The sequence below is a fragment of the Aquiflexum sp. genome (genome assembly GCF_041751335.1).
GTDB lineage: Bacteria > Bacteroidota > Bacteroidia > Cytophagales > Cyclobacteriaceae > Aquiflexum.
The window spans coordinates 1-12,690 of sequence record NZ_JBGSXS010000284.1; the positions used below are offsets into that span (position 1 = coordinate 1).

The following is a 12,690-nucleotide window of genomic DNA, read 5'->3' on the forward strand; positions in this document are numbered from 1 at the left end:
TCCTTAGGATCTTCAATCTTGGTGTTCAAAAAATCCCTGATGGTAATATATCCAATTGAAAAAAACAGCCCAATAGAAAAACCGATGATCAGGTTAATGACTTTTTTTGGAAATACAGGTTTTTGCCCTGCCCTGGCAAAATCCAAAATAGCGTTTTTGGGCATATTGGAAGCCCTTGTAATTTCTGATTCGGCTCTTTTTTGGAGCAGGTACAAATAGATGTTTTCATTGACGGTAAATTTCCTCTGTATTCCCAACAATCTTCTTTCTGTTTCAGGCAACACATTGATTTCTCTTTCCACTTTTCTGATCTGAGAATTGATTTCAGTGAGAAAAGTATTGGTGTTCTGAATAAAAGAAGTGACATTTTCCTGTAATGCTTTTTTGGTATTCCTGATTTGGTTGTTGACCTCTCTCATTGCCGGGGCCTGATCCGAAAAATTAAAGGATAACCGCGACTTCTCCGCTTGCAATTCACTCAATGTTACTACCAGATTCTGGAGCAATGGATCTGTACTACCCGATATGGATGGAGCCATTAGGTCCTGAACATTGTCATTGTTGATGTAATTCTGCAAACTCTGAAAATATTTCAGATTGATCTCAGCCAGGGATCTGTCCTTTTCAAGTTCCTGCAACCGGCTGAAAATCTGGGTACCTTCCTGACTGAGGTTAAATGTCCTGTTTTCAGATCTATATCTTTCCAGGTTTCCCTCAAAAAATGCCAATGAATCGGAAATCCCGCTCAATTGGTCTTCTATAAACAGGATAGTGTTTTCCGCTGCCCTGTTTTTTTCCTTCAATTCTCTTTGGAGATAAACCTCCATCAACATATTGAGGTATTCCTCTCCCATTTTTCTGACGGGAGTTTCAAATGAGATATTCAAAATAGAAGCCTGCTTATTGATAGGGGACACACTTATATTTTCCCTGAGGAAAAGAGATAAAGTTGGTGTATCCATCAATTGAATCAATAACTTATCTCCTTTCTTTGCTGTTTTATTCTCAACTTTAATCTTCAAAATTTCATATTCAACTGTCTCCCCAAAGATATAGGAATCTTTAATGTCAGGAAGATCTGCTCTCAGCGTCTTGTAAAAAGGATCAGAGGGATTGAATACATCATATTCACTTTCTTCCCAATCAATGACAAACTGCTCATTATCCAATACCTCAATGCTGATTTTACCTGAAACAGCTTGAAAGTGGTTCCAGTCCACATCGACATAAATTGGGGGATTGGAATAGATTTGCATACTGATAAAAAAATCCTCTGAGAAATAAAACACATCAAGTCCTAATGCTGAGATTGCCTCTTCTGCCAATGAAAAGGACTTTAGGATACCTATTTCATTTTCCACATTGGTTTTGATAGGTAATAGACCGACTGCATCAAATAAATCAGCTCCTAATGCCTGTGGCTCATCGGCAACAATCACTGAGGACTCCACCTTGTAAACCGGAGTTGCATATTTATTGAATAAAAAAGCTCCAAAAAGACAGATGAGTGCACTCAATAAAATAAAAGGCCAATATTTCAGGTAATTGAACAAAACCACTTTTAGTTCGACATCATCCTCATGGGGAGGTAAGAAAGGGTCTGTAAAAAGAGGAAAAGGTTTATTTGAATCCATATTACCTTAAAATAATGCTTAAGATCAAAGCAACTGCGGTGATTGAAGAAATGATCAATGCTACAGATTGTGCTGAACTATCTCCTGCCCCGATTTGCCTGGCCCTCATGGGTTCTGCGTAGATTTGGTCATTGGGTTGAATAAAATAAAATGGCGTCTGTACAATCTGTCGGTCATTGAGATTGATCCTATGCAACCTTGTTCCTTCCGGGTACTGTCTGACCAATAATATCTCATTTCTTTTTGCAACAGCAGTTAGGTCTCCGGCTTGGGCAATAGCTTCGAATATGGTCAACCTATCCTGAAGGACTACATACTTACCAGGTCTTCTAAATTCACCTAATGATGAAAACCTGATTCCGCCCAATTTTACCCTAACGAAAATTTCAGAGGTAACATAAGCTCCAATTTTTTCCTCTACCAATATACGCACCTCATCTAAAGTAAGATCATTGACTTTGAATTCCCCTAATAGGGGCATTCTTATAAAACCGCTTTTATCGACAGTGTAACCGGTCATGTAGTAAACATCACCTCCCGATTGGGCTATTTGACCGAAAATGGCATTGTTATTTTCACTTTGGATTTTAGAGGAAAACCCTTTTTCCAAAATATCCTCTACCGTTTGTATCTGAATATCAATGATATCATTGAACTGAAGCCGGTATTCAGGTAATTCATAGCTGATCAATTCCCCATCCGAAATAGCTTTGTTTCCTTCAAGATTTTGATAGTAAATAACCTTTTTATTGGAGATACAGGAGAGGCCGATAATGGGTATTACAGCGAGACACAGATAGGAAATGAATTTCCTCATGGCATAATATTGGGCTAATGATGTTACCTGAACTTTGTAAACTTAGCGAAATATTTTTATTATTGACAAGCACTCTTCGCCTTGTTGATTTTGACAATTACTTTTAAAAATAACCTGGAATTTCAATAGACCGGATTTTTGAAGTGACCAACTCAAATTTACTATTCAAGATATATTCTTGAACCATCACCATCGACAGGTCTATTATCCATCCATGCCGGAAAAGCTTCTCTTTCTTCAAGTGAAATCAATTTGTTGTTTTCAAATGTGGCAAGAACGTAAAATTTATCTCCCCTATTCACCCTATATGTGATGATATCACCATTTATTCCACTTAGGACCGCTTCTTTATTTTGCCTCAGAAATTTCCTTTCGGACATCCCTTTAGTAAACTCTGGAATAGGTCCAAATAATGCGCACGAACCCAATAAAAAGAGTGTTGAGATTAATATGAGTGATTTTTTCATAATATTATTTTATTTTTCAGTAAAATATGTACAAAAACGTTGCCAAGGTATTTTTATCTGACATTGAGATTATTATATAATTTTTTCATGCATTTGGGCTGTAAGGTTTGCAAAGGATGATTTTTGATATACCTTTGCTGCCTAGCGGCACGACCAGCTCCTGCTAAATCCCCCAGGTCCGGAAGGAAGCAAGGGTAGGCGGTCGTAGCGGTGCGATGCCGCTTCTTTTTTTACTCCTTCCATATCTATTCAATAGAATTTCGGTTTTGTTTTCAAAATTATTTAATTCTCAAATTTTGTAATTTTACAATTCTTTAACCTTCCTATTCCCCTTTATTCATTTAACTTTGTCAACATCTTAAACCATAAATCCTAAACAATGAAATTCTTTATCGACACAGCAAACCTCAATGAAATCAAAGAAGCTTATGACCTTGGTGTTTTAGATGGTGTAACTACCAATCCCTCCTTGATGGCCAAAGAAGGCATCAGCGGAGAAGCCAATGTCAAGGCGCATTACAAAGCAATCTGCGATATCGTTGATGATAATGTCAGCGCTGAAGTAATTGCGACAGATTATGAAGGTATGATCAGGGAAGGTAAGGAACTTGCCAAAATCGACAATAAGATTGTGGTGAAAATCCCCATGATCAAAGATGGCATAAAGGCCATCAAATATTTTCACAATGAAGGGATAAGAACCAACTGTACCTTGATATTTTCTGCAGGACAGGCAATTTTGGCTGCAAAAGCCGGTGCCTCATTCGTTTCTCCATTTGTCGGAAGGTTGGATGATATCTCATTTGATGGTATAGACCTTATTGAACAAATCGTTAATATTTATGCAAATTATGGCTTCGCCACTCAAGTTTTGGCTGCATCTGTTAGACATTCCATGCATTTGATCAAATGCGCAGAAGTTGGGGCCGATGTAGTGACCTGCCCATTGAAAGTTATCACAGGGCTTTTAAAACATCCATTGACAGACTCAGGTTTGGCACAATTTCTTGCAGATCATGCCAAAGCAGCAGGCAAATAAATTATAATCAATCAGAAGCAAGAGATCACTGATAGACTTCATTGACCTCTTGCTTCGTTGTATTTGTAAATAATACGTAATTTTTAATGTAATACAATTAGAAATTAACTAACCTTGAAAAAACTTTTTCCCATGTACATCATCAAAGTAAAAGGAAAAGCCAAAATACCAGACTACATCCAAATCAGAGATGAGAATTTTGTGCTAGTCTCCTATTTCAGGGCTGACAGGCCTATGAAAAATATAGAGAAATTTGGATTGGAAGGAAAAGAAGAAGCTTTGGAAGCTTTGATCAATGAATTGCCATTCGGAAAACTTCAAAAGTTAGAATTATAATATGCAGATCGGAGGAGAACCCATTATCAAAGTTTTGGATGCCTTTATTTTTCAAGGTTTGACAGCGGTCCTACAGGATGTAAACTTCACCATTGACAAAGACGAATTTGTTTTTTTAATTGGTAGAACAGGAAGTGGAAAAAGCTCTCTTCTCAAAACTCTTTACGCTGACCTTCCTTTCAAAATGGGACATGGGGAGATTGTAGGATTTCAATTGGAGAAGATCAAAAAAAAGGAAGTTCCCTACCTGAGAAGAAAATTGGGGATTGTATTTCAGGATTTCCAGCTTTTTCCTGACAGGACAGTTGCTGAAAACCTTTTTTTCGTCATGAAAGCTACAGGTTGGAAAGATAATTCCAAAATGAAAAACAGGATGGTAGAAGTCTTGCTCAAAGTCGGCTTGGGCGATGCTGCCACTAAGATGCCGCACCAACTCTCTGGAGGTGAACAACAGCGAGTTGTGATTGCACGGGCATTGGTCAATACTCCTACAATTTTATTGGCTGATGAACCAACAGGCAACCTTGACCCCGATGTAGCTGACGGAATTTTCAAACTTTTTCAGGAAATAAACAATGAGGGAACCGCCATACTAATGGCTACCCACAACCATGATCTTCTCCGCAAATATCCATACAGGGTGCTCAAGTGCGAAAAAGGTCAGCTACTTGACAGCAAAACTTCAGACATTACCATCAACACTTCCTATTGATTTTATTTTTCAATCTTGATTTAAACAGACTTATAGTTTTTTCGTTTATATTTCATGTCAAAATTGACAGAATTTATTAAAACACATGGTCATGAAGCGTAGTTTAAAAAGCTTATTTTCCTTCTTATCAGTCTCTTTACTATTCCTATTAAGTTTTTCTTCTTGCAAAGACAAAGAAGAAGTTTTACCTCTGGAAGGGGATGCCAAGATCAACACTTGGATCAAGGAGGTAATGGATCAGGCATATTTTTGGTTGGAAGATATGCGTAGGCCAATTGCCATCACATCCGAGCCTGAAAAATATTTCGAGTCTTTACTTTTTAGACCAACGGATAGATTTTCGGTTATTTATCCTGATTATCAGGAATTGCTCAAAAGTCTCCAAGGAGTATCCAAAGAAGCCGGCTACGAAATTCTACTAGCAAGAGAAAGTAACCAAAACAATAATGTCGTAGCCTTTGTGACTTACATCAAAAAGGGAAGTCCCGCAGATCTAGCCGGACTTAAAAGAGGTGATATGATTACCAGAATAAATGGGGCAAAGATGACTTTGGATAATTACCAAGAATTATTGAGATCAAGATCAGAACCACATTCTATTTCTCCATTTAGATTTGACACAAATGCAGATGGTTTTGTTGCCATCGACCATATGAATCTGACAACTTTGGAATTATCCGAAAACCCTAATTTCATGGATACAGTTTTCACATTCAATAATGAAAAAATCGGGTATGTGGTTTATCATTTTTTTGCTCCAGGCACCAACAATGCTTATGACAATGAAATGGATCAGATTTTCGGGGATTTCAAGTCAGGAGGAATTGACCATCTCATTTTGGATTTCAGATACAATAGTGGTGGATTTGTTTCAAGTGCAATCAACCTAGCTAGTTTAATCGCTCCCGGTGTTGGAGAAAATGATATTTTATCAAAAGTGCAATACAATAGCTTTTTATCAGGTTTTGATGATTTTAAAAATGTTTCCAGAAAGTTTAGAACCAAATCACAAAATCTTGGTCCAATTTTAAAAGATAATAGGCTTTATGTAATTACCTCTAACAGAACAGCATCTGCCAGCGAATTGATAGTCAATGGATTGAAACCTTATATGGATATTTTCATGGTGGGAGATGTTACCGTTGGAAAAAACGTGGGTTCAATCCCATTGGAAGATGAAGACAATCCTGATAATAATTATGGGATTTTACCGATTGTTTTCAGGGATGCCAATAAGAATGGCGAGTCTGATTTTGCTAATGGATTCGTTCCAAATATTGGGGCCAGAGAAATAACTCAAAAATGGCTTCTTCCATTTGGTGATACCAATGAATATCTATTGAAAACAACACTGAATAAGATTCTTGGAATTACACCCACAGATGAAGATGCCCGAATTCAATTGATTGATAGAATCAACGTAGGCAGTTCTCTTGACAGTAAGTCTAGATTTGGATTAATCATTGACAATGAGACTGACATCCAATCTGTCCTTAAATTAAAATAGATCTTGAACAGAAGAAAAAAGACGGAAGATCAGAGATTTACTTTTGTCTTCCGTTTTTTCCTAATTTAAAAAAAATCCTACTTACAAGAATGCATATTACAAAATTAGACTTTTCTATTCCCCAAATAAAAGTCTAGGTTGAAATCTGATTTTTAACCTTGACTTTTTTATTCTCTATTCCTTCTGAATAAATGCACAAACATTACCTGTCATTTTGTCCGTATTTTGTTAATTTCGCATCTTCAAAGATTTGAGTAGCATGGAAAACATTATTAAAGATATTGATTTAATCGCTCCGGAAGAGGCGCAGGCCTGTGATTTCAAAACTACCGGAGATGAGAATACCGGAAAGTCAAAAAAACTATATATAGAATCCTATGGATGCCAAATGAATTTTTCGGATTCGGAAATAGTCGCATCCATTATGAAGGAAAACGGTTTTGATACTACCTCTGATTTTGAGGAAGCAGATGTGATCTTTTTAAATACCTGTTCCATCAGGGAAAAAGCCGAACTGACTGTACGAAAAAGACTCAGCCAATTTAATACGCTTAAAAAGTCTAAACCGGAAATGACCATAGGAGTGCTTGGCTGCATGGCTGAGCGATTGAAAGAGAAATTACTGGAGGAAGAGAAAATTGTAGACTTGGTAGTAGGGCCGGATGCATACAGGGATCTTCCAAACTTGGTTTCATCTGCTGAAGATGGGCATAAGGGAGTAAATACTTTTCTTTCCAGGGAAGAGACTTATGCTGATATTTCACCCATTCGGCTTAACTCCAATGGAGTAAGTGCATTTATTTCCATTATGAGGGGATGTGATAACATGTGCTCTTTCTGTGTGGTACCATTTACTAGAGGGAGGGAAAGAAGCCGTGATCCATTTTCCATAGTTGAGGAGGCCAAAGATCTTTTTGAAAAAGGTTATAAAGAAGTCACGCTTTTAGGCCAAAATGTGGACAGTTACAAATGGTCCCCGGAAGAAAACAACAAAGCCAGGCTTAATAAAAAAGAAGAGCAAGTTTCTTCCCTTATCAATTTTGCCCACCTGCTGGAAATGGTGGCAAAAGTAAGCCCGAAATTGAGAGTGAGATTCTCCACTTCCCATCCGAAAGATATCACCGATGAAGTGCTGTATACGATTAAAAGGTATGACAATATCTGTAAATACATCCACCTCCCTGTGCAAAGTGGCAACTCAAGGGTTTTGGAAATGATGAACAGGACCTATGACAGGGAGTGGTACTTAGGTAGAATATCCAAAATCAGGGAAATCCTAGGTGAAGAATGCGGGATTTCTTCAGATATGATTACCGGATTCTGCACCGAGACTGAGGAAGAACACCGAAACACGCTTTCATTGATGGATATCGTGCAATACGACTTTTCCTATATGTTCTTTTATTCTGAACGCCCGGGAACTTTGGCAGCTAAAAAATATGAAGATGATATTCCACTAGATATCAAAAAAAGAAGGTTGGCCGAAATCATCGAAAAACAAAGTGCCATTTCGTTGGAAAGAAATAAATTAGATGTAGGTAAAATTCAGGAAATTCTGATAGAAGGAAAATCCAAAAGGTCCGAGGAACAGCTGAAAGGCAGGAATTCCGCCAATAAAGTTGTCATTATTCCCAATAATAAATTTCAAAAAGGTGATTATGTAAAGGTAAAAATCACTGACTGCTCTGCAGCAACATTATTTGGAGAAGTAGTTTCTTGAAAATCCCATTACAACAATGATCACAGCACAGGAAATTCAAAGTATAAAGCAAAGATTTGCTATAATCGGCAACAGCCCCCTTTTGAACCATGCCATTCAAGTAGCTATGCAAGCAGCACCTACAGAGATGACAGTGTTGATTACAGGGGAAAGTGGAAGTGGAAAAGAATCCTTTTCAAAAATCATTCATTCCCTCAGTTTGAGAAAGCATGGGAAATTCATAGCGATCAACTGTGGTGCCATCCCTGAAGGAACGATTGACTCCGAACTGTTTGGCCATGAAAAAGGCTCATTTACTGGGGCACATGAGGCAAGAAAAGGTTATTTTGAAGTCACGGACGGTGGATCAATCTTCCTTGATGAAATCGGAGAAATGCCTTTGGGAACTCAGGCCCGGCTACTTAGAGTGCTTGAAAATGGAGAATTCATTAAAGTAGGTTCTTCAAAAGTATTAAAAACCAATGTTCGTGTCATTGCAGCCACCAACGTCAATTTAATCAAGGCAGTCGAAAAAGGAGACTTCAGGGAAGACCTTTACTATAGGTTAAATACCGTACCAATTTACGTTCCTCCATTGAGAGAGAGGGGTGAAGATGTGGCTTTGCTGTTCAGAAAATTCACAACTGATTTTTCAGAAAAATATAAAGTCAAGCCGGTCTCCTTAGATGAAGATGCCAAAAAAGCATTGATGAAATTCCCTTTTCCCGGCAATATCAGGCAACTCAAAAATATCGCCGAGCAGATTTCTTTACTTGAACACGAGAGAGAAATTGATGGAGCCACACTTGTAAGGTATTTACCGGAAGAGCAGGTAAGGCTTCCGGCATTATTGGCAAAGTCAGGCGGAAGCCAAGAGTTCAGTGATTTTTCAGAAAGAGAAATTCTGTATAAAGTCCTTTTTGATATGAAAAAGGATATGAATGACCTGAAAAAACTTGTTTTGGAGACTTACCAAACTGGAGGACTGAGTTCAAATATAATGAACAAGCATCAAACTCTTTTTGATGATCTTGATGCAACAAAGTCGTTTGAAGATTCAAAACCTTCCACTCAGTCTTCTAATCTCCCTCTTGTATTGGACCATCAGCAGCATGCCAAAGAGGATATTGATGATTATGATGACGAGTCCATTGAGGACATTATCCATGAGGAAGATGACAATTCACTTTCTTTAGAAAAAAAGGAAAAAGAGATGATCATCAGAGCCCTTAGAAAACACAATAACAAAAGAAAATATGCTGCCGGGGACCTTGGAATCTCAGAAAGGACGTTATATAGAAAAATCAAACAATATGATATTGAATAAGAGGTTTGTAAGAACTGTTTTCATTTCCCTTATGGGATTGATCTTGAATGCCTGCTCGATAAGTTATAGCTTCACAGGCACCAATATCAATTATGATCTTATTCAGACTTTCTCAGTTGAAAATTTTTTCAATGATTCTGGGGGCGGACCGGCAAATATGGAACAGCTCTTTACAGAATCCCTCAAAGAGTTTTATCAGAGAAACACTCAACTTGAATTGGTCAGAAACAGTGGACACCTACTATTTTCAGGTTCTATAAATAGGTACGCCATTACCCCTCAAGCTACGGTTTCCAGCCCAGACCCCAACTTACCGGACAGGGCAGGTCAGATGCGCCTTACCATATCAGTTGAGGTGGATTACGAGAATACCATTGAGGATGAATACAGCCTTAAAAGATCCTTTTCATTTTTTAAGGATTATGATCCCAGGACCACCTCCATTCTGCAAGTGGAAAGTCAACTGATCGAAGAGATATTTGATCAGATCCTGCAGGACATCTTTACAGCAACAGTCGCTAATTGGTAAAAATGATTATATTGGAATCCATTCAAAATAAACGCAGTGAACACACATCAACTCATTGATATATTAAGAAAAGGCAGTCAGCTTCAGAAAGATGATATCACCCATCTCATCAAATGGCATGAAACTTTCCCTTATTTTCAGATTCCAAAAGTGGTATTGGCGAAATTCGAATATGAAAGAACAAAAGGTGTTTCAAAGGAGCTTTTACATTGGTCAGCCGTTACCAGTCCTGATAGATCATGGCTCAAACTTATCATTGAGTCCGATACACCTTTTCGATTTTTAAAAAGTAAACTGGATGAAAACCTTGAGAGCCTAGAATCATCCAAACCTCATAGTCTACGATCAATTGAATTGGATGATTTTGAAAAATCACTGATACCTGAACCGACAAAAGACGCCGACCCGCAGGAAAGAGCAGATATACTCAAAAAACTGGGGGAAGACCTTCATAAGAAAAAGGCGAAATTCCCTGAAATCCCCAAAGAAAAAACAGAGGTACCCAAAAAACCGAAAAGAAGAAGTAAGGATGAGTTACTCGAAACCATCAAATTGAAGGAGAAAAAGGAAATCCTTGATGAAAAAAAGAAAAAACAACTGGACATCATCAAAGCCTTCAGCAAGAAAGAATTTAAACTTGCTACGTTGAGAGAAATGGAAGATTTTCAAAAGCAAGATGATCTATCAGAAAAAAGCACCCATCTCAATCCTACTTTGCTTTCTGAATCATACGCCAAATTATTGGTGAAGCAGGGCAAAAAGCAAAAGGCCAAAGAAATTTATCAAAAATTAATGGTGAAATTTCCAGATAAAAGCACTTACTTTACGGACTTAATCAAAGAACTGGATTTATAAAATCATCAAAATGTTTACCTTTCTTATCAGCGTTATCGTAGTATTGGCCGTGTTGTTGGTCTTAGTTATCCTTGCCCAGGATTCCAAAGGCGGTGTTGGAGCAGCTTTCGGAGGTGGTGCTTCCCAGATTATGGGAGTAACCAAAACAGGAAACATCCTTGAAAAAGCAACTTGGGTACTATCCATCGCCATCTTGGTATTGTCACTTTCTTCATCAGCATTTTACGCTACATCAGAATCTGACCAAATCAGTTCTCCTAATATCGAAAGTGCAAGAAAACAGGTTTTAACCCCTTCATTTGGAGATTCAGAAAGCCTTCTTCCCATAGATACAACCGAAGGAAGTAATGAGGAAGATCCCGAAGAGGACGATCAATAAAAATTATTCAGCCCGGTCTAACCGGGCTTTTTTATTCCACCTTTTTTAGCAAAATTCTTTTACTGATTGGCACAAAACTCTCCTCAAGAGGAATCTGATGCTGACAAATGATACTGTAAGTTGCGGGGTTGGGAAGTTCCGAATAGGTTTTTATCAAATCAAGTTTGATTTGTTCGAAAGTATTGACCAATGACCTCCTGACTTTCTGAATCAGCTGCATCATAATTCCTTTGAAAGTATCAATGCTGTTCTGAAACAAATTTATCTTGTAGCGGTAAATGTAAATATCTTTTGAATTGTCAAATGAAAGTAATGCATAACCCTCTTTCTGGTAAAGAGGCGAAATGCCAATTGGTTCAATCTCCATTTCCTGTTCAAGAAAGTCATAGATACTTTTGCCATCTTCGATATAATTTTTCATCTGCGGCAAGGAAAATGCGATAATTTCTTCCAATTGTTTCATCATTTCATCATCCACGATCATTGGCTTAAAATTCATTTTCATTGCATTCCAGTTAGGTCCTTCCAAGAGTTTTGGAAATGATGCCTTGATCTGTTCTTTGTTTTCTTCAAATTTTTTAAGTTTTGAGTAATGTTGAATAAGGTCAGCCAAGGGAGGGTACAGCTTTACTTCCTTAAATTGCGACCCAACATGACTCAAATAAGCTAGCAGGAGATACTTCTTGTATTCGAAGTCGATCCAGCCTTCGGTAATCCAGTTTTCAGATAGAATTTTCATATGAACAAACTTTGCAAAAAATTTAAGCAAATCTGACATCATTTAAAAGTGTCAGCGAAAAATTGACAGAAGATATCCAGCCAAAAAAATATTTATTGTCAGTATTAGCGGAAACAGCCCGACTATATGTCAGCAAAATTCAGCAATATTCCTTTGGCACAAGAAATGTTAATAGGGCTTTATAGATTTTGTAACTAACCTTAAAAATTTAATAATTATGTCAAACGTGAACATCAAACCTCTAGCAGACCGAGTTCTGGTAGAACCTGCTGCAGCTGAAGAAAAAACCGCATCAGGTCTTTTTATTCCTGATACTGCAAAAGAAAAACCTCAAAAAGGTACTGTTATCGCAGTTGGTGGTGGCAAAAAGGATGAACCCTTGACTGTAAAAGTAGGTGATACCGTCCTATACGGCAAATACTCCGGAACCGAGCTTTCGGTAGAAGGTCACGATTATCTTATCATGAGAGAATCTGACATCTTCGCTATCCTTTAATCATCTATTTCAAACAATCAAAAACCTAAAAAAACAAAAAAATGGCTAAAGAACTGTTTTTCGACACTATCGCAAGAGACAGATTGAAAAAAGGCGTTGACGCTCTTGCTGACGCAGTAAAAGTAACCCTTGGACCAAAAGGAAGAAATGTCAT

At 37.7% G+C, this 12,690-nt stretch carries 14 protein-coding genes and 1 other RNA gene; 11 read left to right on the forward strand and 4 right to left on the reverse strand.

Annotated elements, in window-relative coordinates:
- The 3 genes from ACEW8U_RS15930 to ACEW8U_RS15940 form a co-directional block, all read right to left on the reverse strand.
- Window positions 1–1,634 (reverse strand): GumC family protein (locus ACEW8U_RS15930; protein ID WP_373523045.1); only part of this gene is annotated, 1,634 nt, incomplete at its 3' end.
- 1 nt (window position 1,635) lies between these two features.
- On the reverse strand, window positions 1,636–2,451 hold the full coding sequence (locus tag ACEW8U_RS15935; protein WP_373523046.1) for a polysaccharide biosynthesis/export family protein: 816 nt from the start codon (window positions 2,449–2,451) through the stop codon (window positions 1,636–1,638).
- 161 nt (window positions 2,452–2,612) lie between these two features.
- Entirely contained in the window at window positions 2,613–2,918 is a 306-nt protein-coding gene (locus ACEW8U_RS15940) for a hypothetical protein (RefSeq protein WP_373523047.1), read from the reverse strand.
- A 141-nt stretch (window positions 2,919–3,059) separates the two neighbouring features.
- Here ACEW8U_RS15940 and ffs point away from each other — a divergent pair.
- From ffs to secG, 10 genes are all read left to right on the forward strand, one after another.
- Window positions 3,060–3,146: signal recognition particle sRNA small type (ffs, locus tag ACEW8U_RS15945), an RNA gene on the forward strand.
- 151 nt (window positions 3,147–3,297) lie between these two features.
- Window positions 3,298–3,957 (forward strand): fructose-6-phosphate aldolase, encoded by a 660-nt coding sequence (gene fsa, locus ACEW8U_RS15950; protein WP_373523048.1) that lies wholly within the window; start codon window positions 3,298–3,300, stop codon window positions 3,955–3,957.
- Between the two features lie 132 nt (window positions 3,958–4,089).
- Window positions 4,090–4,293 (forward strand): fructose-6-phosphate aldolase, encoded by a 204-nt coding sequence (locus ACEW8U_RS15955; protein WP_373523058.1) that lies wholly within the window; start codon window positions 4,090–4,092, stop codon window positions 4,291–4,293.
- Between the two features lies 1 nt (window position 4,294).
- A complete protein-coding gene (locus ACEW8U_RS15960; protein WP_373523049.1) occupies window positions 4,295–5,005 on the forward strand; it encodes a cell division ATP-binding protein FtsE in 711 nt (236 codons plus the stop codon).
- 91 nt (window positions 5,006–5,096) lie between these two features.
- Window positions 5,097–6,512, forward strand: a complete 1,416-nt coding sequence (locus ACEW8U_RS15965) for a S41 family peptidase (protein WP_373523050.1) — start codon at window positions 5,097–5,099, stop codon at window positions 6,510–6,512.
- 259 nt (window positions 6,513–6,771) lie between these two features.
- Window positions 6,772–8,232 (forward strand): tRNA (N6-isopentenyl adenosine(37)-C2)-methylthiotransferase MiaB, encoded by a 1,461-nt coding sequence (gene miaB / locus ACEW8U_RS15970; protein WP_373523051.1) that lies wholly within the window; start codon window positions 6,772–6,774, stop codon window positions 8,230–8,232.
- Between the two features lie 16 nt (window positions 8,233–8,248).
- Window positions 8,249–9,538 carry a sigma-54 interaction domain-containing protein gene (locus tag ACEW8U_RS15975; RefSeq protein ID WP_373523052.1) on the forward strand — a complete coding sequence of 430 codons (1,290 nt, stop codon included), beginning with the start codon at window positions 8,249–8,251 and terminating at the stop codon, window positions 9,536–9,538.
- Window positions 9,525–10,067 carry an LPS assembly lipoprotein LptE gene (lptE, locus tag ACEW8U_RS15980; protein ID WP_373523053.1) on the forward strand — a complete coding sequence of 181 codons (543 nt, stop codon included), beginning with the start codon at window positions 9,525–9,527 and terminating at the stop codon, window positions 10,065–10,067. The genes ACEW8U_RS15975 and lptE overlap by 14 nt, the downstream gene beginning before the upstream one ends.
- Window positions 10,068–10,103: 36 nt before the next feature.
- Window positions 10,104–10,922 carry a hypothetical protein gene (locus ACEW8U_RS15985; protein ID WP_373523054.1) on the forward strand — a complete coding sequence of 273 codons (819 nt, stop codon included), beginning with the start codon at window positions 10,104–10,106 and terminating at the stop codon, window positions 10,920–10,922.
- Between the two features lie 10 nt (window positions 10,923–10,932).
- A complete protein-coding gene (gene secG, locus ACEW8U_RS15990) occupies window positions 10,933–11,301 on the forward strand; it encodes a preprotein translocase subunit SecG (RefSeq protein WP_373523055.1) in 369 nt (122 codons plus the stop codon).
- 31 nt (window positions 11,302–11,332) lie between these two features.
- On the opposite strand, the gene ACEW8U_RS15995 is transcribed toward secG, so the two are convergent.
- Window positions 11,333–12,040 (reverse strand): hypothetical protein, encoded by a 708-nt coding sequence (locus ACEW8U_RS15995; protein ID WP_373523056.1) that lies wholly within the window; start codon window positions 12,038–12,040, stop codon window positions 11,333–11,335.
- Between the two features lie 217 nt (window positions 12,041–12,257).
- On the opposite strand from ACEW8U_RS15995, the gene groES reads away from it, so the two are divergent.
- Window positions 12,258–12,536: a co-chaperone GroES gene (gene groES, locus ACEW8U_RS16000; RefSeq protein WP_373523057.1), complete on the forward strand. Its 279-nt coding sequence runs from the start codon at window positions 12,258–12,260 to the stop codon at window positions 12,534–12,536.
- Window positions 12,537–12,690 lie beyond the last annotated feature (154 nt).